Annotated in this window: 18 protein-coding genes; 9 read left to right on the top strand and 9 right to left on the bottom strand. The window is 45.5% G+C overall.

The features are described 5' to 3' along the window. Nucleotides 1-32 precede the first annotated feature (32 nt). The 3 genes from J3491_RS05510 to J3491_RS05500 all read left to right on the top strand — a co-directional run bounded on the left by J3491_RS05510 (nt 33) and on the right by J3491_RS05500 (nt 4,459). Nucleotides 33-2,138: an acetyl/propionyl/methylcrotonyl-CoA carboxylase subunit alpha gene (locus J3491_RS05510; RefSeq protein ID WP_207969444.1), complete on the top strand. Its 2,106-nt coding sequence runs from the start codon at nt 33-35 to the stop codon at nt 2,136-2,138. Nucleotides 2,139-2,160: 22 nt separating this feature from the next. Then, nucleotides 2,161-3,081: a hydroxymethylglutaryl-CoA lyase gene (locus tag J3491_RS05505; RefSeq protein WP_100748886.1), complete on the top strand. Its 921-nt coding sequence runs from the start codon at nt 2,161-2,163 to the stop codon at nt 3,079-3,081. A 190-nt stretch (nt 3,082-3,271) separates the two neighbouring features. Next, nucleotides 3,272-4,459: an isovaleryl-CoA dehydrogenase gene (locus J3491_RS05500; RefSeq protein ID WP_100748887.1), complete on the top strand. Its 1,188-nt coding sequence runs from the start codon at nt 3,272-3,274 to the stop codon at nt 4,457-4,459. Between the two features lie 101 nt (nt 4,460-4,560). On the opposite strand, the gene J3491_RS05495 is transcribed toward J3491_RS05500, so the two are convergent. Both J3491_RS05495 and J3491_RS05490 read right to left on the bottom strand, forming a co-directional pair. Beyond that, nucleotides 4,561-5,289 carry a pantothenate kinase gene (locus tag J3491_RS05495; RefSeq protein ID WP_075101988.1) on the bottom strand — a complete coding sequence of 243 codons (729 nt, stop codon included), beginning with the start codon at nt 5,287-5,289 and terminating at the stop codon, nt 4,561-4,563. Between the two features lie 122 nt (nt 5,290-5,411). Continuing rightward, on the bottom strand, nt 5,412-6,428 hold the full coding sequence (locus J3491_RS05490) for a biotin--[acetyl-CoA-carboxylase] ligase (RefSeq protein ID WP_207969443.1): 1,017 nt from the start codon (nt 6,426-6,428) through the stop codon (nt 5,412-5,414). A gap of 320 nt (nt 6,429-6,748) precedes the next feature. Here J3491_RS05490 and J3491_RS05485 point away from each other — a divergent pair, with 320 nt between their 5' ends. Beyond that, a complete protein-coding gene (locus J3491_RS05485; RefSeq protein ID WP_207969463.1) occupies nt 6,749-7,552 on the top strand; it encodes a sulfite exporter TauE/SafE family protein in 804 nt (267 codons plus the stop codon). A 99-nt stretch (nt 7,553-7,651) separates the two neighbouring features. Here the strand turns inward: J3491_RS05485 and J3491_RS05480 are convergent, their stop codons facing one another. The 4 genes from J3491_RS05480 to J3491_RS05465 form a co-directional block, all read right to left on the bottom strand. Beyond that, nucleotides 7,652-8,812, bottom strand: a complete 1,161-nt coding sequence (locus J3491_RS05480) for a DNA cytosine methyltransferase (RefSeq protein ID WP_207969442.1) — start codon at nt 8,810-8,812, stop codon at nt 7,652-7,654. Next, complete coding sequence (locus J3491_RS05475) at nt 8,812-9,369, bottom strand: hypothetical protein (RefSeq protein WP_207969441.1); 558 nt, start codon at nt 9,367-9,369, stop codon at nt 8,812-8,814. Before J3491_RS05475 ends, J3491_RS05480 begins: the two co-directional genes overlap by 1 nt. Continuing rightward, a complete protein-coding gene (locus tag J3491_RS05470; protein ID WP_207969440.1) occupies nt 9,362-9,595 on the bottom strand; it encodes a helix-turn-helix domain-containing protein in 234 nt (77 codons plus the stop codon). Before J3491_RS05470 ends, J3491_RS05475 begins: the two co-directional genes overlap by 8 nt. A 201-nt stretch (nt 9,596-9,796) precedes the next feature. Beyond that, nucleotides 9,797-10,096 carry a DUF4298 domain-containing protein gene (locus tag J3491_RS05465; protein WP_207969439.1) on the bottom strand — a complete coding sequence of 100 codons (300 nt, stop codon included), beginning with the start codon at nt 10,094-10,096 and terminating at the stop codon, nt 9,797-9,799. A gap of 139 nt (nt 10,097-10,235) precedes the next feature. On the opposite strand from J3491_RS05465, the gene J3491_RS05460 reads away from it, so the two are divergent. From J3491_RS05460 to J3491_RS12065, 5 genes are all read left to right on the top strand, one after another. Then, nucleotides 10,236-14,147, top strand: a complete 3,912-nt coding sequence (locus J3491_RS05460; RefSeq protein ID WP_207969438.1) for an AAA family ATPase — start codon at nt 10,236-10,238, stop codon at nt 14,145-14,147. A gap of 234 nt (nt 14,148-14,381) precedes the next feature. After that, the gene (locus J3491_RS05455; RefSeq protein WP_207969437.1) at nt 14,382-15,386 is read left to right on the top strand and encodes a cell division protein ZipA; all 1,005 of its coding nucleotides are present in this window, start codon (nt 14,382-14,384) and stop codon (nt 15,384-15,386) included. A 159-nt stretch (nt 15,387-15,545) separates the two neighbouring features. Continuing rightward, entirely contained in the window at nt 15,546-17,612 is a 2,067-nt protein-coding gene (gene ligA, locus J3491_RS05450) for an NAD-dependent DNA ligase LigA (RefSeq protein ID WP_207969436.1), read from the top strand. An 84-nt stretch (nt 17,613-17,696) separates the two neighbouring features. Further along, complete coding sequence (locus J3491_RS05445) at nt 17,697-19,895, top strand: DEAD/DEAH box helicase family protein (protein WP_207969435.1); 2,199 nt, start codon at nt 17,697-17,699, stop codon at nt 19,893-19,895. A gap of 1 nt (nt 19,896) precedes the next feature. Then, nucleotides 19,897-22,455 (top strand): sigma factor-like helix-turn-helix DNA-binding protein, encoded by a 2,559-nt coding sequence (locus J3491_RS12065; protein ID WP_207969434.1) that lies wholly within the window; start codon nt 19,897-19,899, stop codon nt 22,453-22,455. A gap of 66 nt (nt 22,456-22,521) precedes the next feature. Here the strand turns inward: J3491_RS12065 and J3491_RS05435 are convergent, their stop codons facing one another. The 3 genes from J3491_RS05435 to J3491_RS05425 form a co-directional block, all read right to left on the bottom strand. After that, complete coding sequence (locus J3491_RS05435; protein WP_243456155.1) at nt 22,522-23,037, bottom strand: hypothetical protein; 516 nt, start codon at nt 23,035-23,037, stop codon at nt 22,522-22,524. A 351-nt stretch (nt 23,038-23,388) separates the two neighbouring features. Continuing rightward, complete coding sequence (locus J3491_RS05430) at nt 23,389-23,808, bottom strand: hypothetical protein (RefSeq protein ID WP_075101994.1); 420 nt, start codon at nt 23,806-23,808, stop codon at nt 23,389-23,391. Nucleotides 23,809-24,184: 376 nt separating this feature from the next. Beyond that, a complete protein-coding gene (locus tag J3491_RS05425) occupies nt 24,185-26,641 on the bottom strand; it encodes a YgiQ family radical SAM protein (protein WP_207969432.1) in 2,457 nt (818 codons plus the stop codon). Nucleotides 26,642-26,938 lie beyond the last annotated feature (297 nt).

Genomic DNA, 26,938 nt, shown 5'->3' with positions numbered 1-26,938 from the left:
ACAAATAAAAACGACAAGACACAGGGATAGTTATGTTTTCTAAAATTTTAATCGCCAACCGTGGTGAAATTGCCTGCCGTGTGGCCGCGACTGCCAAGCGCTTAGGCGTCCGTACCGTCGCTGTTTACTCTGATGCCGACCGCAGCGCCAAGCATGTCGCTGTCTGTGATGAAGCCGTTTATTTGGGTGGCTCATCGCCGAAAGACAGCTATCTAAAAGGCGATGCGATCATTGCGATTGCTCTCGATGTGGGCGCGCAAGCGATCCATCCAGGCTATGGCTTTTTAAGTGAAAACGCCGACTTTGCTCAGGCTTGTCAGGATGCGGGGCTGGTGTTTATCGGTCCATCCGCTGATGCGATTCGCGCGATGGGCGGCAAGTCTGAGTCCAAGCGTTTGATGGAAGCGGCTGGCGTGCCGCTGATACCGGGTTATCATGGCGACAATCAAAATGCCGAGTTTTTAAAAGCGAAGGCCGATGCGATTGGCTATCCTGTGTTGATTAAAGCCAGTGCCGGCGGCGGCGGTAAAGGCATGCGTATCGTCGAGCACAGCAGTGATTTTATCGAAATGCTAGACTCTTGTCGCCGCGAAGCAATCACCAGCTTTGGTAATGATCAGGTACTCATCGAAAAATACGCGCTAAAGCCGCGCCATATCGAAATCCAAGTATTTGGTGATACGCATGGCAACTATGTGCATCTGTTTGAGCGCGATTGCTCAGTGCAGCGCCGCCATCAAAAAGTGCTAGAAGAAGCGCCAGCGCCAGGCGTCGATGCAGCGATGCGTGAAGCGATGGGGACAGCGGCGATTGAGGCGGCGCGTGCGGTCAGCTATGTCGGTGCAGGGACGGTTGAGTTCATCGTTGAGCAGCGCGAAGGCGAGATGAGCTTTTATTTTATGGAGATGAATACCCGCCTACAAGTTGAGCATCCAGTCAGTGAAGCCATTACCGGTGTTGATTTGGTCGAGTGGCAGCTCTTGGTCGCCTCCGGTCAGCCATTGCCAAAGTCGCAAGATGATTTGGCGATTAATGGCCATGCGATTGAAGCGCGTATTTGTGCGGAAAACCCTGACAATGATTTTTTGCCAGCGACGGGTACACTCTTTACGTATCAAAAGCCTGAGCACAGCACCTTTGATGTTGCCGATGTACGTATCGACGATGGCGTACGCGAAGGCGATGTGATTAGTCCGTTTTATGACTCTATGATTGCCAAGCTTATCGTCCATGCGCCGACCCGCGAGCAAGCGTTAGCGAAACTCGACCGCGCACTCGCTCAAACGCGTATCGTTGGTTTGCCAAATAACGTGGCGTTTTTGCGCTATATCTTAAATACTGAGTCGTTTAGCCAAGCCAATCTCGATACGGCGCTTATCGAGCGCGAGGCGGACGAGTTATTTGATCAGCATCCGCTTGATTTATCGACGCTGGTTGTGACGGCCATTGCCCAGCAGTTGGCTAGTGAAGGCATGGCGCAAGACGCCGATCCATTTAGTAAGCCGACTGGTTTCCGTGCTTATAACGATTACACGCGCTCGTTTAGCTTGGTTTATGATGAGCAAGTGTACCAAGCACGTATTAGCAACTGGCACAATGCAGATAGTTCGGAAAGTAAAAAAGGGGCTGAAAATAGCAGCAGCTTTACCCTAGTGATTGAAAAAGAAATTGCGAGTGACGAAGAGAAAACCAATGCCAATGTCGCCGCGCCAACCGAAACGGTATATGAAAGTGAGGTCAGCTACGCCAGCGATGACGCGCACAATCATACATTGTGGCTCGATGACGCACGTATCAATGCGCAGAGCTGGGTGAACCATGAAACCGTCTATGTGTTCACCGATCGAGGCCGTGATGAAATTACACTTGTCGATGTGATGGCGCATGTAGGCGAAGAGTCTGCGGCAGTCGGTAGTTTGAAGTCACCGATGCCAGGGCAAGTCGTTGCCTTTAAAGTGGCTGTCGGCGATAGTGTAAAAAAAGGCGAGCCACTCGCCGTCATCGAAGCGATGAAAATCGAGCACACCATTACTGCACCCACCGATGGCGTGGTAGGAGAGTTGTTATTTGCAGCGGGCGATTCGGTGGCCGATGGTGATGAGCTGCTCCGTATCGATACCGAAGCTAGTGAAGTTTAAGGACAGTAAAAGGATAATAACCATGAGCCATTCGTATCCAGAGCACGTCACCATCGTAGATGTCAGCCCACGTGATGGCTTGCAAAACGAAGCCATGACGGTACCGAAGGCGGTTAAGCAAACGCTTATCAACGATTTAATCGCAGCAGGCGTCAAAAAGCTGGAAGCAACCAGTTTTGTCTCGCCAAAGTGGGTACCACAAATGGGCGACAACAGTGAGCTGATGACCGCGCTGGCAGATAGTAGGCGTGATGACGTCATTTATTCGGTACTGGTGCCCAATATGCGCGGCTTTGATAATGCGATTGCACATCGCCCTGATGAAATCGTTATCTTTGGTTCAGCCAGTGAAACCTTTAGTCAAAAAAACATCAATTGCAGTATTGATGAAAGTATTGAACGTTTTGCACCCGTTGCCGCTGCGGCAAAAGCGCAGAACATAAAGGTACGCGGCGTCATCTCTTGCACGGTTGGTTGTCCTTATGAAGGCGAGATTGACCCAAGCCAAGTGGCGTATGTCACCAAACGTTTGGTAGAGATTGGTGCTGAGCAGATTGGTATTGCTGATACGATTGGTGTTGGTACGCCGCTGAAAGTGCAGCGCGCCCTACAAGCTGCTTTAGAATATGCTGATATCAGCATGCTATCAGGGCATTTTCATGATACTTATGGTCAAGCCGTCAGTAATACCTTGGCCGCCTTACAGATGGGTGTCAGCGAATTTGATACCTCGGTTGCGGGTCTTGGTGGCTGTCCGTATGCCAAAGGTGCAACGGGTAATGTCGCCACCGAAGATGTCGTCTACATGCTGCATGGTATGGGTATCAACACAGGCATAGATTTGGATAAACTGGTCGTCGCTGGTGAGCGTATCAGTGAATTCTTGGGTCGCCGCAATGGCTCAAGCGTGGCGCGTGCGCTGATTAATAAGCGTCAGTCTTAACGAAAAAATAAAGCGAGTCATAAGCTAAATGAATAGAAGTAAATGAATAGATAGCTGGTATAAATTTTTTGAAGCCTCTGGAGTGACGCAGTCGCACAGCAAGCGATAAAAATTTGTACCAGCTATATGGTCTCTTTTTAAATGGATCTAAATTTTTAAGAAATTAAACATCAAAATACAAGGAATGGTTATGAGTTTACCCGGATTGAATTTCCAGCTTGGCGAAGATATTGACGCACTGCGTGATGTGGTACAGCAGTTTGCGGCTAATGAAATCGCTCCGCGCGCCAGCGAAATCGACAGCAGCGATGAGTTCCCAATGGATCTATGGCAAAAGATGGGCGACCTAGGTCTGCATGGCATTACTGTTCCTGAAGCGTACGGCGGCTCGGACATGGGCTATGTGGCTCATATGGTCGCAATGGAAGAGATCAGCCGCGCTTCTGCCTCTGTAGCACTAAGCTATGGCGCGCACTCAAACCTATGTATCAACCAAATTAAACGCAATGGTAATGAGGCGCAAAAACAAAAATATTTGCCTAAGCTCATCAGTGGTGAATTCATCGGTGCGCTCGCGATGAGTGAAACCGGCGCTGGCTCAGATGTGGTCAGTATGAAGCTCAAAGCCGAAGAAAAAGACGGCCATTATGTATTAAATGGCAGCAAAATGTGGATCACCAATGGCCCAGACGCCGACGTGATGGTGGTGTATGCCAAGACCAATCCAGAGCTGGGTGCCAAAGGCATGACCGCATTTATCGTAGAAAAAGGCATGAAGGGCTTTGGCACCGCACAAAAGCTCGACAAGCTCGGCATGCGCGGCAGCCATACCGGTGAGATGATCTTTGATAATGTCGAAGTCCCCAAAGATAATATCTTAGGCGGCGTCGGCAATGGCGTCAAGGTGCTAATGAGCGGTCTTGACTATGAGCGTGCGGTACTTGCCGCAGGTCCTATCGGTATCATGCAAGCGGTGATGGATAATGTCGTGCCTTATATCCACGACCGTAAGCAGTTCGGTCAAGCGATTGGTGAGTTTCAGCTGATCCAAGGTAAAGTCGCGGATATGTATACCATCTTGCAGGCGGGACGCAGCTTTTTATACACCGTTGGTAAAAACCTCGATATGTTAGACGCGCGCGGCGCGGGTCATAGCCGAGAAGTGCGCAAAGACTGTGCCAGTGTGATCTTGTGGTGCGCCGAAAAAGCCACGTGGATGGCAGGCGAGGGCATTCAAATTTTCGGCGGAAATGGTTATACCAACGAGTATCCGCTGGGTCGCTTTTGGCGTGATGCCAAGCTCTATGAAATCGGCGCGGGTACCAGTGAGATACGTCGTATGCTAGTTGGGCGTGAGTTATTTAACGAGACTAAGTAGAAACACTTACTTTCATATTAAACCAAAAAAGCAGGTCGCTTAAAACGTCCTGCTTTTTTTATGTTTATTTTATGTCTTATAAAAATCTTAGATCAAAAATGTTATGTCTGTTTACTATGGTCAAAATAGCGTGCCAGACCATTTAATAGTAAATCATCACGTAGTCGTACAGGGCGATTGACATGCTGGGCGATGATGGCGGCATCGCCACCCGTCATGATGACTTCGAAGTTGGGATGACGATGGCTGATCTCATTGATGGCACCAACGATAGAGAGCAGTATACCGCGATGCACCGCGTCTTGGGTGGTCATGCCCTGACCGACGCTATCAAAGGCACCGTTAGAGATGGTGATTTGCTTGGTACCAGAAAATAGCGACTCACGCTGTAAATAAATACTGGGAAAAATATAGCCGCCCAAATGTGTCGCATGGTCAATCAAGTCAATCGTCACCGCGGTCCCGCAACCTATCACGCACTGGCGCTTTTTTTTATCGACTGCGCCCAGCATCTGTAGCCAGCGATCACAGCCGAGCTGCTGATCGTTATAGTCGCTACGCATCAATGGGTGCGCGGCATCGACATGGACAAACTCAAACGGGATATTTAGACGGCTGAGGGTTTCGGTGACTTTTATATTGAGCGCTTCGCCGAGCACAGATGAGATGCCGATAAAATCGGGCGCATATCGCTCAAAGCGATCGGTGAGACCCATGAGTAATTCGGCAGGCGCTTGCAAATGCTGCTTGGCATCATGGTCGACGATCTGACCGATATCATCGGTGAGCCAGTATTTTAAGCGGGTATTGCCAAGATCTAACCAGAGCATAAAAATCCCTTTATATAGTCAATTCACTAAAAAATGTTATGGCAAAGCTTGTGGATGAAGCTTGTCAATAAACCCAGAGACTTTTATGCCATAAGGGCGATAGCGCCCGCAGGCTCTATGCGTTAGGCCTGATGAATCACGTCAATGCGTCCAGTAAAAAGCGCAGAAATATTACCGTTATCTTGGCGCAATTGCAAACACCCATGTGTATCGATACCGCAGGCATATCCTGTCACTACAGTGCTATTGCCATGGTGCTCTTGAGTGACGCGTAGGCGTCGTCCTGCGAGGGCATCGACGCCATCAAACTGCTCTAAAAAACGATCCAGATAGTAGGTATGACCGGTGGGTTTTTCTAAACTAAAATATTCAAAACGCGTCATCGCTGCCATCAGCGCTTTGCTCATTTGCTGATAGAGTGTTTTGAGGTTTGGCAAGCGTATCGTCGCCGCGTCAGGCAGCATCTGACAGATATTTTGTAGACTGATCGACTGATAGCTCATACCTTCGCAAGTCTGCGCGGTCAGCGCTGGTGCCGCTTGTACATTTAGCCCCACACCCATCACCACACCGACCAACTTGCCTGCTATGGTGACAGGCTCTATCAAGATACCCGCAAGCTTTGAGAACGGCTGAGTTTGTATTGCTGGCTCAGAGGGTGACAGCGCCGGCTTGGATATGGCAGCATAAAAGCCCAAGTCATTGGCCCATTTTACCCCGATAGGCGTCAGCTGGCGCGCGTGCAGTTGCTCATTGAGCGCTTGAATGACAGGCATTTTTGCCAGCTCGACACCGATGACCAAAGACAACAAACCGTTAATCGGCTGATGTACAGGATGATATAACGACAAGTAAACATTACCAGGTGGCGACTGCCAAGAGCGTCCGTGCTGTCCGCGACCAGCGCTTTGGGTATCGGCAGTCAGCAGATGCATCTGTGCGGCATCAAGCGTGCCATTTTGTACCGCTGTGATCAACTCGCTATTGGTCGAGGCGCTACTAGCGAGGTGCCGATGGTTGAGCTCAGGCAAATGTACAAGCGTTGGCGATGTATCTGACGCAGTTGGCGTAGATGCCTCGGCTAAAAGGTCAAAAGGCGCGTCAAAAGAAGCGGCAGATAAAGGGGCTGATGGCGGCATAAGTTTCGTCGATGTGGTTAAGGTCGTAGGGACAATCTTTGCTATACTGAGCGCGGGTCACGGCTTGGTATGAATAAGCGCGAATGAGCATGAATAAGCACAGTGACGCGGCTTAGTAGCGGTAATCAAATAGCATAAAGATCGGCTGCAGGTTTGGCAAATGGAATATATAGTCAATTGCAAATAAAACATTTATATAAATTTAAACGTGCTACTGGTATAAGTTTTCCTTGCGTGCTGTGCCCGCCCTGCAAATGCACAGATGCGCTAAAAATACTCCAAAACACTCCAAAATCCCAAAATAAAAGGCTGAGCTAATGATGTTATATGTATGGTTTATGATTGCAGGGGCGTTTGCTGGGGTCAGTGCAGGCTTGTTTGGGGTAGGCGGCGGTATGATTATCGTGCCCGCCTTGGTGTGGATATTTACCGCCTATGATTTTTCGCCTGATGTCATCACCCATCTGGCGATCGGTACCTCGCTTGCGACCATCATTGTCACCTCTATTAGCTCATTGACAGCACATAATAAACGCGGCGGTGTGCGCTGGGAAGTCTGGCGCAAGATGGCGCTGGGCTTGGTCATCGGAAGCCTTGTCGGTGCCGGTATCGCCGATATGATCGATGGAAAAGTCTTGCAAGCCATCATCGGTGTTGGTGCGTTATTGGTCGCGCTAAAGATGCTGTTTTTGTCTAACAAGGAGCAGCTCGGCAAGCCTTTGCCGCCCGCTGGCGTGCAGTTTGGCGCGGGCACAGGGATTGGTATGGCGTCCTCGATCTTTGGTATCGGCGGTGGTAGCTTGACCGTACCGTTTTTAAACTGGGCAGGACTGCCGATGAAGCAAGCGGTTGGCACCTCGGCCGCGTGTGGTTTGCCGATTGCGGTGGCAGGCGCGGTAGGATTTGCATGGTTTGGTCAAGACGTGGTCAATTTGCCTGAGGGTACGCTCGGTTTTGTCCATATCACAGGGTTTTTGTGCATATCTGTCGCCAGCTTTATGATGGCAAAGGTCGGTGCCAAGCTTGCCCATGTGTTGCCAGCCGCCACGCTTAAGCGCGCGTTTGGCGTGTTGTTATTGTTTGCCGGCGGGCAGCTGTTGTTAAGTGCGATTGGGATGATTTAAGGATTAGTTTATAAACATGATTCTGTCATGTAATTGAATAATGTTTATAAAAGTGTTTATGATTTTTGGCTACTATACAGCTTCTGATTCAATATAAAATTAATTGATTTTTAAAGATGCTTTGTACAGTTCATCAAAGATACTTTCAGCGATAAATTCAATTACAGGAACACATACAGCATCGCCCATAGCAAAATACCCTTTGTTATTATTTTCTGGAAGTTTAAAAGTATCTCTTACGCCTTGCAATCTTGCATACTCTCTTGGAGTTAATAACCTTACATTCCATTCATTATGACCAGCACGTATAAGAATTTGTTTGCTAGAACCTCCTCTAGGCGTTCTTAGACATCCTGCAAAACCATCTGTTCTTAGTTCAGCCATTGACTTACCCTTTCTCATACGTCGATATACAGTCCCATAAGAGAAATAAGAATGCTTCAACATTTCATTTAAGGTTAATTGATGGTTTTTACTCATTTGTTCATATAAGTGATTTTTTCTATCTTCATTCCACCATAAATCTGAGTTGTTAGGAATTTCAATGTCAACAATATCTATTAAATGTTTATCCGCTTTTTTAGGCAAACTAATATTTAATAGACCCCAATTCAAATCTTTGCTACTCAGAATGATATCCTTTATTTTTTGTGACCTTAGGGTAGGGTGATTTTCAAAATCTAACCACCAGTCATCAAATAGGTGGGTGTTTTTATTTATTTTCATTGTTTGTAAAGCAAGAGTTTCTTCCACAGCAATTAAAAATACACGTGGCCTACTTTGAGCGGAAAAATTAATTGCGTCCAACTCTATAATATCTACATAATAACCAAGTTCGCTAAAGTATTTAACCGTTAGCTTTACATCTTCTCCTTTATGAGAAGTTAAGAAACCTCTGACATTTTCAAGTAATACTACTTTTGGGGCTGCCCCTATATTTTTTTTAGTTCTTAATATTTCTATAAATGCATTTAGGGTTCCTGACTGTTTGCCAGCTAAACCAGCACGATTGCCTGCAACTGATAAATCTGTACAAGGAAAGGATGCTGTATATAAGAAGACGTTATTTGGAACAGTATCTGAGTTTTTGACTACATCCCAAATATCTCCTAACCAAAAGTCACTGTCACCAAAGTTTTCAACATAAGTATCTCTTTTGTCTGGTGAGATGTCATTAGCCCACACACATTTCCATTTTGACTTGCTAAGCCCTTCTCGAACTAAACCTACACCAGCAAAGAATTCGACAAATTTTTTCATTATATAACCTGATTTAGTTTAGATATGATTTTATCATCTCTATACATTAGTTTTCCTTCTTTTACTTCCATTATCAATATACCATTTCTTTCAACATAACCTCCTGAAATACTTTTTCTAAATCTCTGTCTTCTTTGACTCTTATCTATAGAAACATCATAGTTTTTTATATAATGTGGTTCCCACAGCTTAAAGAAGTTTTCAGCTAAGTCTTCACCTTTTATTGCTCTCACAACGACATTTTCATAGGTTTCAGAGTACATACAAAACAAATGATTTATCTTACAGTCTTCTAATAATTTAGAGCTTCCAGTGTTCAAATGGTATTGGTATTCGTACGAACCGCTTTCTTTAGCTGATTTAACCTCCCAACCTTGTAGGTCTGCACCTGTCAAACCATTACCTGATCGCTCTGTTAGTAAAGCTCCAAATAATTCCCATAAAACTGGAGGGACAGAACCTGCTATTTTGAGATTATGTGTTTTCAACAAACTAATTTTTTCTTCATCATATATATGACGAGTATAGAACTGATACGCCTTATCAATACTAAGCATCGAAGTCTCCTATTTCCTCTAGAAGACTACTAGCCTTGACTTGTAAAGCATCAGCAATCTTAATTATATTAAGAATACCGATATTTCTTTGACCACGCTCAATGGAACTGATATAAGTTCTATCTAGTTTAGATAACTCTGCTAATTTTTCTTGACTAATATCACGTTCGTTACGAAATAACTTAACCTTTGTTCCAAACTGAGATAGTATCGCTTCTTTTCTCATAATTCCTCCATTCAACAATAGAAGAATCATGTACTTTTGTATACTATGAGTCCACGGACTATAAGTCACAAAATTTTTTGCTAGAACCTATCTTTGCTTTATTATTCTAAATAATATTTAGGCAGTTTATAATAACTCAATCAACTACAGGTATGTTTCAGGTCTTTATAATCAGCCAATAACATTTAAAGTTTTTTACCTTCAATTCTTTTCAAGCGCATCAAGCCCCAAGCGCATCCATTTCATGGCCAGCTCGTCATGGTCGGTGAGCATACTCCATAACGCATCTTCGCTAAAGATAGAGTGTGCTTCACCCGAGTGCTCGATGGGCAGATCTGCTTCACGATCTTTCATCCACTGTGGATCCAGATAGTAGGTTTTTAGGTCATTTAGCAGCGCTGCTGCTTGTGCGAACTGCTCTTGCGCCTCTAGTTGCTGGCGATATAGCTTGCACCACAGCTCATATTTTTGCTGCAATTCTTGTGGATTATAATCAGTCATTTTAATGCCCTTAATTTTTAGTGCTTAGAGGAATCATTATTATTTTAAGCCTTATTATAGCATCCCGTACAAAGTCTAAAAACTCGTCATCATTTGCGGTAGAATAGCCGCCTGTTTTTGTTAAGCTTGTCGATCCTTCATGCGTCTAAAATCTCTTAAGCTGGCAGGATTTAAATCCTTTGCCAATCCTACGACCTTTACCTTTCGTCATGGTATCACCGCCATCGTCGGGCCAAACGGCTGCGGCAAATCCAACGTCATCGATGCCATTCGCTGGGTGCTGGGTGAGACCTCCGCCAAGCAGCTACGCGGCGGGGCGATGAGCGATGTTATCTTTGCCGGTACACAAGACAAAGCGGCCAAAAGTGTCGCCAGCGTCGAGCTGACCTTCGAGCATACTCAAGATGAGCAAACTGGTATTCGCCATGAATTGAATCTGTACCATGAGCTCTCCGTGCGTCGTCAGGTCAATAAAGAGGGACGTTCAGACTATTTGATCAATGGCACGCGCGCGCGCCGCCGTGATGTGGTCGATGTGTTTTTGGGTACTGGGCTTGGTGCGCGTAGCTATGCGGTGATTGAGCAAGGCATGATTGGGCGTATTGTCGAGTCAAGCCCGATGCAGCTACGTGAGTTTATCGAAGAGGCGGCTGGGGTATCGCGCTATCAGGCACGCAGAATAGAGACACAAAAAAAGCTTGAGAAAACCCAAGACAATCTGGCGCGCCTGCATGACATGCAAAGCGAGCTGGCAAGCCAACAAAAACGCCTGTCCAAGCAAGCCGCTAGCGCTGAGCGTTATAAAGAGCTGGCACTGACACTGGCGGACATCAAGCAGCAACTGGCCATTCAGCAGCTGTATCAGGCCAAGCATAGCCAGCAGCAGCAAAAACGCGCCCATGAGCAAAGCTGTGCTGAAACCGCTCGCCTGCAAGCACAGTATGAGGATCTAAAAGCCAAGCAAGATAAGCTAACGGCTCATATCAATCAAGAACAATGGCTCAAAGACGATGCACAAAGCCGCCATTATCAGCAGCAGCTCAATTATCAAAATGCCGAGCACGCGCTAAACGATGCCAAATCGCAGCTTGCCAGTTTGGCGCAGCAGATGACCAGCTTGGCACAGCAGCGCGAGCAGGCCGTCAATGAGATTGAACGCATCACCACCGAGCAAGCCGAGCAGCAAAACGTGCTAGAAAAATTGCGCCCGCAGCTCGATGAGATAGCGAGTAAACGCGAGACGCATCAACGTGACGAGCGGCCGCTACAGCGCGCCTATCATGATGCGCAAAACCAGCTGTCACTGCTACAAGACAATCATCGTGTGCTAGAGCAGCAGCAAGCGATTAATAGCCAAGCGCAAAAACGCCAGCAGCAAAGCCATGAAAAATGGCAGCGCCGCCAGCAGAACTGGCAAAACCTCTGGCAGCAGCTACAGCAGTCACTGTCTGCCAAAGTAAATGCGACCAATACACATAGCGCAGATGGACAAAATCCGACCTTAGCGTCGCACATTGCTGAGCTGAATAAACAGCTACAACAGATTGAGCGCCAACAAGATAGCGTCGATGAGCGACTCTCCGAGCTACAGCCGCGCGCGCATGACTTGCAGCAGCTTTTATATAAGCAGCAGCGCGCGCTGGGCGAGGAAGAAAAACGTCATGCAGCGTTGACCAGTGAATACGACACCTTGCATCAGATACTGCATCCAACACCTACGCCAAAATCACAACAGGCTGCTAAGGTAAAAACCACCGATGTAGTAACAACTGATTTAGCAAATCAAGTAGTAAATAACGATAACGACTTAGCCATTACCACCTTGCGCGAGCAGATTGAGCTGAGTGCAGTAGGCAAGCAGCATGCTGAGCTGCTCGATAAAGTGTTAGCACTATGGCTCGATAGTCATGTGCTGGCTTCTAAACAAGCAAGTAATGAAAAAGTTAACGGCGAGGTGCAAAAAGCGAATAGCTTATGGCACACGCTTGAGTATAACTTAAGGGATTTGTTTACTTATCAGAATGCGCAAAACGCGCAGACTAATAAACAGGACAATTCGTCAATAGAAACGGGTCATAGCTTGTGGCTATCTGCTAAGCAAAATGATGTAAACGAAAAGCCATTTGTTGGCGCATTGCCAAATACTTTGACTGATAAAGTACTGCCTTTATCACAGCTGGTAGCTGCACCTAAATTAGCGCTTTGGCAGCAGTGCTATCTATATATCGCAGACCTTACAACAAACAGTCATCAGATCCTCGATGTGCTGGCAGATATATTAAAAGCTCTCCCACCGTCAGCGATTTTGCTAACGTCTGATGGCTGGCTTATCAGTCGTCAAGGTACGATAAATCTTGGCAAGCTTATTGGCGCGCAAGATGGTCAAAACGACAGCAATAGTCAATTTTTGACGCAGCGTTTACAGCAGCGCGAGCGTCTGCAGATCTTAGAAGAGCTACTTGATGGACTTGAGAGTAAAATAGAAGAGCAGCGCAAAGCCATTGCTAATAATCAGCGAAGCTATGATGCGTTGGCGATTGGCTTAGAGGAGGCGCGGGCGCAAGCTGAGCAGCTGACGCGTGATAAATATAAATATCAGGAGCAGCTAACAACCCAGCGCGCTGCCGCTGAGCGCCTGCAAGCAGATAGCCAGCGCCTAACTGCCGACAAAGCAGCCCTTGAGCAAGAGCAGCAGGAACTGGCGCACGAGCAGCAGGCGCTTACGCATGAGCAGCAGCATATCGCAAGCGAGCTGGCAGTCCTTGCGCCGCAAATCACTGAGGCGCAGGCGACTATGCAGCAACTGCAAGTTGAGCGCCGTGAGCAGCAGCGCCGTCAGCAAGCAGATGACGACGCTTGGCAAGCCCTGCAGCTGCGTGTACAGCAAAGCCAGATGCGCCTTGAGCACAGTAGCAGTAGCCTAAAACGCGCAAATGCGCAATATGATAAGGCGCAACAAAACGAGAAAAGTTTAAAAACACAGTATGAGCAGCAGCAAAACAAACTGCCCGCGCTGCAGACCGCCTTGCAGGCACTGCAACAAACGCGCGATGAGCAGCAGTCGCTCTTGGCAGAGCGCGCGGCGGCATTGACCGCGCTAAAAGAGACCTACAATCAGCAGCAGGCGACTTTAGATGCGCTACAGCAGATGCTACAGACGCAGCAAAGCGAGCAGGCCGATCTTGCCACTGAGCTGGCATTGAGCACCGCGCGTTTAGAGGAGGCGAGTCGCTATGCTGAAGAAGCCATGGCCGAGTATCACCGTACCAGCGAACAGGGTGACACCGCGCAATTGATGAGTGTCTCGGGTTTGTTGGCGGATTTTATCGCCCATGATCGCCGCGTGCGTCCTGATAAAATCGCCGAGCTTGAGCGCGAAAAGTCCAAGCTTGAGCAGAAAATCAGCAAGATTGGCGCGGTCAATCTGGCCGCCGTGGCAGAGCTGGCTGAGGTCAATGAACGTCTAGAGCCGCTCGCGCAGCAGACCACAGATATCACCGCCAGTATGGAGACATTGAGCGAGGCGATTGCTGCTATCGACGAGACCACCAAGACCTTGTTTATCGAGACCTTAGAGGCGGTGAATACCGAGCTTGCCAACTTGTTTGCCAAAGTCTTTGGCGGCGGTCAGGCAAGCTTGACCTTAAACTTAGAGGATCTACCAGCAAACACGCCCAAATCAGAGCAGTGGCGGGCAGGGCTGACCTTGATGGCGCAGCCAAAAGGCAAGCGTAATAGCCGCCTTGCGGTACTCTCAGGCGGCGAAAAAACTCTAACAGCGCTCAGTCTTATTTTTGCCATTTTTAAGCAGCATCCTGCGCCGTTTTGTGTGCTTGACGAGGTAGATGCGCCGCTCGATGATGCTAATGTCGGGCGTTTTACTAGCCTCATTCATGAGCTGGCAGATGACTTGCAGTTTATCTTTATCAGTCATAATAAGCTGGCCATGCAGATCGCCGATGAGCTCAAAGGCATCACCATGCCAAGCGCTGGGGTTTCTCGTTTGGTAAGCGTCTCGCTCGATGAGGCGGCGCGCTATATTAGTGAATAATAAGGAGCATGAAGACAGGCGCTAGACAAAACAAATCACGGAGCAATAAAATAGTGATAACAGCAAGCGGCGAGCAATGGTATAGTAAATAGCACGCCAGCAACGTCACACAACTGTGTCAGGCTGATGATAAACGATGACTATATGATGACGATATTCATAAGCCATGCTAGACTATTGCCATTTATTGTTTCTTGTGTATTCCCTTTTGTCATATATTAGGATGTATCTCTCATGACCGCTATTCAGTTTATCTTGATTGCCATTGCTGCGTTTATCGTGCTCGCAGGACTGTATATGGTCATTCGTAGCTTTAAGCGTCGTAGCAGCGCTGACGCTCCTGTCGTCAATTATGACAAAAACGGCATCCCGATCATACCGCGTCATGAGCGCAGCATCGTCGACCAGCCAGATTTAGAAGACTCTGTCGCCGGCGAGACCAGTATCGGCCCTGATCGCAGTTATTTAGATACCGTGGTTGAGCAAGAGCCTGTGACTGCGCCTCACAATACCGAGATCCCGTCAGCCACGGTGCAAAACTTGGCCGATACGCCTGATAGCAATGATGAAGACTATATGCGCTGGCAAGAAGCTGAGCTGCGCCGTGACGATGCAGAGTTTGCCGACACAGCGGCGCAGATGGGCAGTGAGCAAGAGCTCGATGCGTTCTCAAGTTTGGTATCGGCGACTGACAGCTTGATGCCATCGATTGATACGGCAGAAGAGCCAAGCTTTGATAGCAACAGCCCCATACTAGATCAGCACCTCTCAGAGCCGGTCGATGAAGCGCAAAACGCGCCGCTTATCAACGCCAAAGACAACATCAACATCACTATTTTACCAACCCAGTATCGTGATCGCCCAGCGGCGATTATTCGTGGCCGTGATTTGCTGGCATTGATTGACAAATATGGCCTGCGTTATGGGGCGATGAACATGTTTCACCGCTATGAAAAAAAAGACGGTACAGGCATGCTATGGTTTAGTATGATGGGCATCACCGAAAGCGGTATCGCCCCTTTTGATCCGCATAGCGTCGCGACCAATGTCTATAACGGTGTGGTGGTGTTTTTGTCATTGCCGCATCCGCAAGCGCTGCGCAGCTTTGATAGTATGATGAGCATCGCTTATATGATGGCAAGCGATTTGGACGCCATCTTACTGGATGAAAATAACGAACCGATCACGCCCGAATACAAGCAGCAGCTACGCAACCAAGTCCGTGACTATGAAGCCTAAGCGCCAACGCTAAATAAATCAATAGAAATTAAAGACAAAACCAAAAGGCAAAAAACATCATGATAGCGTGATGTTTTTTGCTTTTTTTATGGGCGGTTTATCACAATATTGGCCAAACTTGTTATGATATCAGCATCTAGAATAATCAAGACGCTGACTATGACTGACCTGCACTTATCGCCTGCCACGGCACAAAAAAACCAACAACCCGCCACACCTGATGACCTCGTGGCACAAATGCGCACACTGATCGCCGCCATCAAAAAACACAATTATGCCTATTATGTACTCGATAATCCTATTTTGGATGATAGCGAATACGATCAGTTGCGCCGCGCGTTGCTTGAGATCGAAAAAGAATATCCAGATTTGGTGCAGTCCGATAGCCCCATCAACCAAGTCGGCGACATACCGCTGTCGGCGTTTACGCAGGTGACCCATGACATCCCTATGCTATCGCTTGGCAACGTCTTTGATTATGACGAGCTGCATGGCTTTATGCGCCGCGTCAATGATCGCCTGAGCGATGCCCAGCAAAACCCTGAGTACGAGATGGAGCTAAAGCTAGATGGCCTAGCGGTGTCACTCAAATACGAGTCTGGGCAGTTTGTGCAAGCAGTGACGCGCGGTGATGGGCAGACAGGCGAGGACATCACCCAAAACGCCAAAACCATTCGGAATTTGCCGCTGTATCTTTGTGAGGCAAAAGACATCCCGCTATTAGAAGTGCGCGGCGAGGTGCTGATGCCAAAGGCGGGGTTTTTACGTTTAAACCGTCTGGCAGAAGAAAGCGGCGACAAAACCTTTGCCAACCCGCGCAATGCTGCCGCCGGTAGCCTGCGCCAACTCGACCCTGCTATCGCCGCCAGCCGCCCGTTGGCGTTTTATGCGTATTCGGTCAATCAAGGTCTGCCGGCGGCGATTGAAACCCAGTCCGATGCACTTGCTTGGTTAAAAGAGCTTGGCTTTACCGTGAGCGCTGTCGAGGTAGTACAGAATCCACGCGAAGCGCAAGCCTACTATGAATCGGTGATCAAGAGCCGTGACGCGCTACCGTTTGAAATTGATGGGACAGTGATTAAGGTCAACCGTTTGGCATTGCAGCAGCAGCTTGGGTTTTTGTCGCGTGAGCCGCGCTGGGCGACGGCCTATAAATTCCCTGCCGAGACGGTGATGACGCGCTTAAACGATATCGAATGGCAAGTGGGGCGCACCGGGCAGATCACCCCTGTGGGTAAGCTTGAGCCTGTGCAAGTCGGCGGGGTGACGGTCAGCAACGTCACCTTGCATAACTTTGGCGAAATTCAGCGCTTGGATGTGCGCGCAGGCGATATGGTCAGTGTGCATCGTGCTGGCGACGTCATCCCCAAAGTCACGCGTGTCTGGCACGACCAGCGTCCAGCAGACGCAAAGCCAGTCGAGCTACCATCGGCTTGCCCCGTGTGTGACTCGCCTGTGGTGCTGCCAGAGGGTGAGGCCTTGGCGCGCTGTAGCGGCGGTTTGTTTTGTCCTGCGCAGCAAGTCGAGGCGCTTATCCACTTTGTCTCACGGCGGGCGATGGATATCGATGGGCTGGGCGAGCGCTGGCTGATGAGTTTTTTTGAGCATGGCCTTATCAAAACCGTCGCTGATATCTATGACTTACACAACCATACCGACGAGCTGATCACTTTTGAGAAACTGGGCGAAAAGTCGGTACAAAACCTCATCAGTGCTATCGATGCCAGCAAGCAGACGACACTCGCACGCTTTATCTACGCGCTGGGTATTCGCGGCGTGGGTGAGACGACCGCGCAAAACCTCGCCCAGCAGTTTGGCGAGCTTGATGCCTTAATGTCTGCCAGTATCGAAAAACTGCTCCTCACGCCTGATGTCGGTGCGATCACCGCCGAGCTGATTTATGAGTTTTTCCGAGCGCCGCACAATATCGAGGTCATCACCGCGCTACGCGAGGCGGGCGTGCATTGGGACAAAGTCGAGCAGCTCGCAGCAGAAGGGCTACCACTTGATGGGCAGACGTGGGTCATCACCGGTGCGCTCGATAGCATGGCGCGTGATGAAGCCAAAGCCAAGCTACAAGCGCTCGGTGCCAAAGTCTCAGGTAGCATCTCGGCAAAAACCACCGCGCTACTGGCAGGTGATAAAGCTGGCTCAAAACTGACCAAAGCTGAAAAGCTAGGGGTAAAAGTGGTGAGTGAAGACGAGTTTTTGGTTATGTTGAAATAATGAATATTTAGTCTCAGGGATTTATAATTAACAAATGTTTAATTATTATGTAATACTTTTAATTATTTAAGTGTAAATTGAAACATGATCAACGAATTTAAAGATATTGATAGTCTTTCACCCACCGACTTTGAAATATTTATTAGGGATCTATTTGTAGCATCTGGCTGGACAGATGCTGTAATTACAGAAGTAGGTAAAGAATTTAAATATGGTGATGGTGGTGTTGATATTTTTGCCTATAAAGGCAAGCGTAAGTTTGCTATTGAAGTTAAACAAAGGAATCTGAAAGCTACAGTAGATGTAAAAGCTCTTAATCAACTAGTTACTGGAGCAAGGTTAGCCAACGTAGCAAATAAGATTTTAGTTACAAACTCATATTTCACATCTGAAGTAAAGGTTCGAGCACTAAGGCTTGGTGTTGAACTTATAGATCGTGACGAATTGCAAAACTTGTGGGTAGTGAAACATTCAGAAATTGGACGTGACATTAAACCTCGCAAATATCAACAGAATGTTATTGATGAGGCTTTGACGCAATATGAGAATGGAAAATCAAAGTTATTAATCGAGATGGCTACAGGACTAGGTAAAACTTATACGGTAGCTCATATAATCAAAAGGTTAATTCAACAAAACGGTCTAATACCAAGAGTGTTATTTCTAGCACATCAAGTAGAAATATTACTCCAATCTGTCACAGCCTTTAAAAATGTCCTAGGTATAGGAAATTACAGTTTCTCCGCTTGTATCTCTGGCTCACACCCAGAGGATACAGATTTTGTATTTGCATCATTTGATACTCTCTATGGACAAATAGCTCAGCTCCACAAAAAATCTTTTGATTTTGTAATTGTAGATGAAGCCCATCATACACCAGCCAGAACCTACTCTGAAGTTGTCACAAATTTTAAGCCGAGGCTTTTAATTGGATTGACTGCGACACCATATCGTGCTGATAATAAAGACGTTATTAGATTTTTTGGGGGTGATGAAGCACATATTGGTAAGTTTGATTTAGTTTGGGCGCTTAAACATAGAAAACTTGCATTTCCTAAATATTTAGTTTTATTAGATGATCTGGATCAAGATAAAATTGACCAGTTAGATAGTGGCCTTTCTATTGCTGATTTAGATAAAAGACTATTCCTACATAAAAAAGATCAAGAAGTGGTTCGGATTATTGAAAGGACAGTAGCTGAACAGGAAATTGAAAATATTAAAGGAATAATTTTCTGTCGAAGTATTCGACATATGAATCATTTAATAGGCTTTTTCGAACTTGGTACAGCTACATTGGTTCATTCTAAAATGTCAGACCAAGAACGACGAGAAAATATTCGAAACTTCAGAGAAGGTGAGTACAAGTATATTCTAGTTTGTGATCTTTTTAATGAAGGTATTGATATACCCGAAACTAATGTTCTTATTTTTATGCGTTATACAGGCTCTCGAACAATATGGCTTCAACAGTTAGGTCGTGGTTTAAGAAAGACGCCTAATAAAGAATATGTTCATGTCTTAGATTTTGTTGGCTCTTTAGAGCGGCTAAATGAAGTTAAAGAACTTTCAAGGGCAGTTAGAAATATGCCAGTTGATAGAGAAAGTCTAATTGATGATGTGGAAGGGCTCTCAACACAAGATGTCTTCCATGATGGCTCTCTTGAAGTTAAATATAGTACAGAAGCTGCAAAAGTACTTGAGTTGATTGAAAATATGAATCTGCAGCTTAATAGCCGAGAAATTCTATTAAAAAAATTACGCAGTTATTTTCAAGTAAATGGAAATATCCCATTTATTTTTGATTTAGATAAAGTTCTAATGGATGTAAGTTTAGATCAAATTTCTACCCATTTTGGATCGTATTATAATTTCTTATACGCTGCATTAAATAATAATTTTGACACAGAACCAATGACTAAAAAGATAAGTGATTTTGTCAAGTCGTATTTCCAGCAGTATAAAGTAGTGCCTAGTTTGAGAGCGATCTCACATCATTTTATGGAATCACAATTATATGAGTTTACTGATAAGGAAGTTCAAATACTATTGCCTAGTTTTAATGAGGTTATAGAAGATTTGCAAGTAGGCTCATCTGATAGCTCAAGAGTTAGTGAGCAAGTGGAAATTATTACGACTGAGTGTGTTTTGATCGATAGCCTTAAAATGAAGGTATTTTCTAGATCTGACATTAAAAAACTTTCTATGTCAGAACAAGAAGAAATTAAGAATAAGTATCGTTCGATCTCAGTTTTCCTCAAAAAATTGAAGGATGTACAATAAGGTGAAATATTTAAAAATTGATGCTCAATTTGAAAATGTAGATATTGTTATCGAAAAGCTAATAAATAATATTTCTGCAAACACGAATATAGATATTCATCAGCAGTTAAATCTTTGGGATTTATGTGAAAAAATGAGTATCGAAGATTTTATTTCTCTAAAGCAAAATGTTTATTTTGCTGACTTTCTTAGATTGTTTTCTATAAATATTGTCAACGATGTTGATTCACATACTAATATCATAGAACCAGAACCAGAACCAGAACCAGAACCAGAACCAGAACCAGAACCAGAACCAGAACCAGAACCAGAACCAGAACCAGAACCAGAACCAGAACATTGTAACCTAGAGGTTTCTCAAGACAAAAATATTGAAGGTATCTTCGAACATGTAAAAGACGAAGATTCTACAATTTCAACAATAAATAGGAATAAAGCTCCTAGTATGTCAACGAGATTAGATGATTTGCATCTCTCTGACAGTTATTTAAAATTGATTAAAAGGCTTAGAAATGTCAGTCTATCTAATGAAAACTTTAGCCTCGGAGAGACTTTAGGTGAACTTTTGAGTTTACCCACTTCTAGAATATCGAATCTGCCAGGAGTTGGTTCGTCTTATGTTAAAATTTTCGAAGATCTAAAGTTATTAACACAAGTATCACCTGAAAATGAAAAACTAGAATATACTAATTCTATTAGTAGCGATAGTTTGCAATCATGCGATACTAGCAATATGCGTATAAGTCTCTTAGGTATAGACTCTAAGTTTACGAAGCCATTGGAAAAATATGCTAGATACATTAATGTTAATGATCTAAGTGAACATATAAATGAGATCTTGAATTTTGATCGACATACTTTAATTACGTTACCTCATTTTGGTACTAGTGTAGTAGACAAATTAATTGAATTTCGAGGATTAATTCAAGATGAACTTCAGGCTATTATATTAGGAAATATTAACTATAAAGAGTTTGAGTCTACTTTAATTGTACCTAGGAAATTGGACCAACTTTCACTTACACAGATAGAAAGAATATTATTAGAAGATATAGATATGTATTTCGATAAGTTAACGTTTGAAGAAGCAGAGATTGTTCAGAAACGTTGGGGTTTCATCGAGGATAAACAAACTCTTGAAGAGATTTCTGAAAAATTTGGCCTTACTAGAGAAAGGATTCGTCAGAAAGAAACTAAAATCAATAATAACTTTATTCGAAATATGCGTTTAGGTCAATTAATGCTATGGCAGTTTCTGGAGCCAAAACTAAATCCGGATATTAGCATTAATTTCAAAGACTTGTTTCTTTGTTTTTATTCAGAAAAAGAGTTTTATGAATTTTTAAGTTTGGTCTGTGGTCAAGAAAAGTTAATTGAATATGTATATCCTGAAATAGATAAAGCTATATTAAATATCTATTTTGTAGAAAATGGGGCTCCGGCTCTTATTAATGATATTAGAGAGTATTTAGATGACCTAAAATTAGTAGAAATTAGAAATATAGATAATGCTATAGTTACTTTGCAAAATCAAGATTCGATTATGATTGAAGGCCAGTATGTATGGCCGAAGCAGCTTGGCAAGGCAGAAGCTACAGCATGTGTTTTGGTTAACCATGAAAAAGGTTTGCCTTGGTTAGATGTTGCAAAAATTGTGAATAGCAATAGCTATTCGAAAACATCAATACAAGAAGCACGCTTAGAACAAACAGCTTTTGAGCTACCAGATTATATATTTTTAAGTGGCAAAGGCATTTACAAGCATACGAACTTTATTGATACGGATAATATTGTGTTAGATGATATTTTTCTTAATATAATGGAATATGGAGAGGCAGTCTCAAGAGATGTATTTCATTTAGGTGAGTGTTATCGTTCTTCCAATAGTCTACAGAAATATGATTATTATGAAATTCGCCATTTTGTAAAGCATTTTGGAGAGGACTACGGGTTCTACTTTGATGGCCGTTCGCAAACGGACTCAGTAGGGTTGAAAAAAGACTTTAAGAGTATTACTCAAAGAGATGTCATCATAGATACGATGAGACGGAATGAGAAGCCTCTAACTAAGCCAGAAATAGCTAATTTACTGAAAAGTAAAAGTCTGAATCATGCAGGTTTTTATCTGGATGAAATGATTAACTCTGGTACAGTTGTTCAAGTAGATAGAATGCTCTATACATTGCCAGAACTAGCATACGCAAATATTGATTTAAATAAATATATAGGTGGTATTAATAAGTTGTTACAAAAATATAATAAGCCTGTAGAACCTTCAATATTTAGAAATGAACTAAACTATATGTTTTCGAGTAGTTACTCTAAATATTTTTATGCATCTATAGCTCGACTATATTATAAAAAAGAAGGTTGGTTTAGAAAGTACAATTTATATTCACTTAAAGAAATACCTTTTCAGAGTTTATATGCGGTAATAGATAGTGTTTGCAATCCAAGTATTTCAATAAATGAAAATATTGATGTAATTCAGCGGTATATTGCCATTGATCGGAGTTCGGCGGATAGAGCACTTAGGAATTGGCATCATCAAATTAGCTAATTAATGTGGATTTACATTATAAATAGTAAAAGACTAGGAATGTCACATTAGTATAAATCCTAGTCTCTACTCCGCTATCTCCTCATGCGTCTTAACCTCGCCTTTTTTACCATCCGGCTGAATAACGATAGGCAAGACCAACCCTTTTGCAAAGTCATCTGCCAATACATAATCATAACGGCTGGCCGCCACGTCAGGCGTGGTATGAATGACAAGTTTTATCTCTTCACTATCGATAATCTCGTGTGAGGTATAGCGCTCGCTCAGCTGATCTAGAACCTTTGACAGTGCTTCATTGCTCGCCATGCTCACCGTGAGGTTGTGCTGGGCAGTAGCAGTATCCATATCAAAATACTCGGCATAATCGAGGACGTTTTGGCTATCGATGGCAAAGGGGTACTCATAGGAACTGCGTTCAGCAGGCTTTTCGCCGCTCGCGACCGACGACCAATCGATGGTGTAGGCGGCAGGCGCTGAGGTTTTTGCAGTGCCATCGCTGGACACTGCTGCTTGCTCAGTCGCAGGTTCGGCCACCTCAGTTGGCTGGTCACAACCTACTAGCGCCCAACCAGCAGTAGCCATTAGTAATATACTCGTTAAGCGCATTCCCATCGATGTATCCTCTTTGTTATTGGTCGTTATGAGTGGTCGTTATGATTGCTCGTTATGATTACCCGTTGTGCTATTTTGCCAGCTTTTGCTTGGCTTCTCTAGGGTGTGTCCTCCACATTTTCTAATACCTCGATATTACCTGCGCTATTTTCGTTGTTTGATTAGGGCGTGTTGAACCTTCAACCATGGCACTGACAGAGACTATTAACACGCATAAAAAAACAGCCATCTTTTGATGACTGCTTTTGACGTACTTTATTGGTTTGGCTTTTTGACTTTCTGTCGTTTAAACGCAAAAGCTTAACGACTAAACCTTAAACATTATCTACCGATCTGGCAGTTTACTTGATATTCTGTACCGTTTGCCCATTTGATAGCAAAGATACCTTTGTCGCCTTTCATATGCCAAGCATAGACTGCTTCTGGATTTGAGTCATTGATATAGCTGGCTACGTCACCTTGTACGCCGCCGTTTAGGATAATTGGCTGCTCTGCCCATTTTACTTTAGGCATGGTGGCGTTTAGCATAACTTGTTTTTTATTGATAGACTGTTTTGCCATGATTTGGCTGTCATCAGTACAAGTATAAGGTGCTGGTGCCATACGGTCGTAAGCAGCATCCGTGACGCTCTCTGATGCTGGCGTATTTGTAGCGTTTGGCGTGGTTGGTGCGGTCGTGGCACAAGCGCTTAGCAGTGCAAGGGCAGGTAAGGCAGTGGCGATTTTGGTTAGGGTGTTCATAGTATTCTCCAAATATTTAACAAAATTATAAGAGGTCTTAAGACGTTTATAAAAATTATCATGTATTTATTATTAACAATGCATTAAGCCAAAAATGCATTAAACATAGGCATAAGTATATATTGCCTATGGTAACGAAAACTGCCTTTGATGAGTGTTAGAAATTGTTTGTTACATGTTCATTAAGTTACGTAAACACTGATTAATGTAACGCTACGGGACAGTCGTTAGTGATAGCCAGCTCGCCGCCAGTGCCACATTTGATAGTTAATTTGATATAACACCCTACAATCACCAAAAAACGCCTGCCGACCGTTGGTCGATAGGCGTTTTGCTTGAACAGCGCTTGGGATAGTCACTTTAGCCATAGTCCAGACTATTTAGTCTTGCGCGGCGGCAGGCCAGTATGCTGCGTCTGAAAGTTGCCTTTACTGACGCGCTTTTTGCTATTTTTGTTCCCAGCTTTATTGGTCGTTGGGCGCTCAGAGGCGCGGTTGCTGCGTTTGAGCGAATCGTTGCCGACGCGGCTATTCTTTTTGCGTGCAGACTGGTAGCTGTCTTGCACCGCATCACGGCCTTCTAGATGGGCGTTATATGGCGGTATCAGGCAGCCGCGATTTTTACCGATCAAGTCGCTGCGGCCCATGTCTTGTAGCGCTTTACGCAGTAGTGCCCAGTTTTTTGGGTCATGGTAGCGAAGAAAGGCTTTGTGCAATTTGCGCTGCTTGCCTGATTTGACGATGTCCATATCACCACCCTCACGGCTGACCTTGTGTAGCGGGTCTTTGTGGGTATGGTACATGGTGGTCGCGGTCGCCATGGGGCTAGGATAAAACGCCTGCACTTGGTCGGCGCGGTAGCCGTTACGCTTTAGCCACAGCGCAAGGTTCATCATGTCCTCATCTTTGGTGCCAGGGTGAGCGGCGATAAAGTAAGGAATCAGATACTGCTCTTTGCCAGCCTCGGCGCTGAAGCGCTCAAACATGGCTTTAAATTCGTCGTAGCTGCCCATGCCCGGCTTCATCATCTTGGACAGTACGCCTTCTTCTGAATGCTCTGGGGCAATTTTTAGATAGCCGCCGACATGATGGCTGACCAGCTCTTTGACATATTCAGGGTCTTTTACAGCCAAGTCATAACGCAAGCCTGAGGCGATTAGGATTTTTTTCACACCTTTGATATTACGGGCTTTACGATATAGCTGGGTGAGGTTGCTGTGATCGGTAATGAGGTTTTCACAGACATCAGGATAGACACAAGACGGCTTGCGGCAGTTTTTCTCAATGGTCTCATTTTTGCAGTTGAGGCGGTACATGTTGGCAGTAGGGCCACCAAGATCGGAGATAACTCCGGTAAAGTTAGGCGCAGTATCACGGATGGCTTCGACTTCACGTAGGATGGAGTCCTCTGAGCGGTTTTGAATGATGCGGCCTTCGTGCTCAGTGATAGAGCAAAACGTACAACCACCAAAGCAGCCGCGCATGATATTGACCGAAAACTTAATCATGTCATAAGCTGGGATGCGTGCGTCACCATAGCTCGGATGCGGCAAGCGGGCATAGGGCAGGTCAAACACATAATCCATCTCTTCGGTGGACAGCGGAATCGGTGGCGGGTTTAGCCATACATCGATGGCACTGTGTGAGTTACCACCGCCGCTGTTGTGTCGTTGCACCAGCGCCCGAGCGTTACCGGGATTGGTCTCTAAATGCAGGATACGGTTGGCATGCGCGTAGAGCACAGGGTCTGATTTGACGTGCTCATAGTCAGGCAGGCGAATCACTGTCTTATCACGTGGCGGCATTTTTAGCTTATGCTTCCGCGCGGTCATCGGCTTGTTTGTTTTTATCTTATCAAACCCGCGCATCTGTACCACTTGCGTGTCGGTATCGACTTGATCAGCATTTAAGACTTTGTGGGTGACGGGCTCGGCGACGAAGCCAGCATATTGGGCAGACATTCCTGTCATGGCTTGCCCAACTGGCGAGTCCGATGGTTTTTCTTGTTCGATTTTACAGCTATCAACGTCCTCGGTCATCACGTACGGGTTGATGATTGGATCGACGCGGCCGACGGTATCGACATCGTTGCTGGCGACCTCAGTCATATCCGCTTGCCAATGGCGACGACTCGGCGAGAGTAGGTACGCTGTGCCTCGCAGCTTACTCATCTGCTCAAACGTATAGCCTTTAGACAGACCATGTACCACATCGACGATGGCGCGCTCGGCATTGCCGTACAATAATACATCAGCGCGGGCGTCGAGCAAGACGCTACGGCGCACTTTATCTGACCAGTAGTCGTAGTGGGCGATACGGCGAAGGCTACCCTCGATACCGCCGAGGATAATCGGCACATCAGGATAGGCCTCACGGCAGCGCTGGCTATAGACGATCGCGGCGCGGTCGGGGCGCTTGTTTGCCACGTTGCCCGGTGAGTACGCATCATCGCTACGAATCTTGCGATCGGCGGTATAGCGGTTGATCATACTGTCCATATTGCCTGCGGTCACGCCGTACGCATAGACCGGCTTGCCAAGTGCCATAAAAGCGTCTTTGCTCTTCCAGTCAGGCTGGGCGATGATACCGACGCGAAAGCCCTGCGCTTCTAATAAGCGACCGATAATCGCCATACCAAAGCTTGGGTGATCGACATAAGCGTCGCCTGAGATGATAATGACATCACAGGCATCCCAGCCAAGCGCGTCCATCTCAGCACGGCTCATCGGTAGATAAGGCGCAGGCTCGTAGCAGCTCGCCCAGTGTTTGTCATAATCATAAAGCGGTTTGATGCCTTGTTTAAAGGCGGTGCGGGCGATGGTATCGGCAGACATGGGCGGACCTGTTAAATAAAAAGTGACACTAAAAAATAAGCCGTTATTTATCAATAATAATAACGGCTCATTAAAAAACGCTCATTTTAACATGAATTGTCTTCAGGATGTCATAAAGCCGTTTTAATGAGTAAAGGGTAAGTTATTGATAGCGTAAGAGAATATTGAGCGTAAAGGCGGACACCAAACCGCTGGCTTGTACCGTGTTTTTAAAATCATGACTGCTTTAGTCAAAGACACAAGCTAATCGCCCAATACTTGCAGTGGAAAAGTCACCACATCAAATGCTAAGGCAAA

It is taken from the genome of Psychrobacter halodurans, assembly GCF_017498075.1.
In the GTDB taxonomy this organism is placed as follows: Bacteria; Pseudomonadota; Gammaproteobacteria; order Pseudomonadales; family Moraxellaceae; genus Psychrobacter; species Psychrobacter celer.
This window is presented reverse-complemented; position numbering and strand designations above follow the sequence as displayed.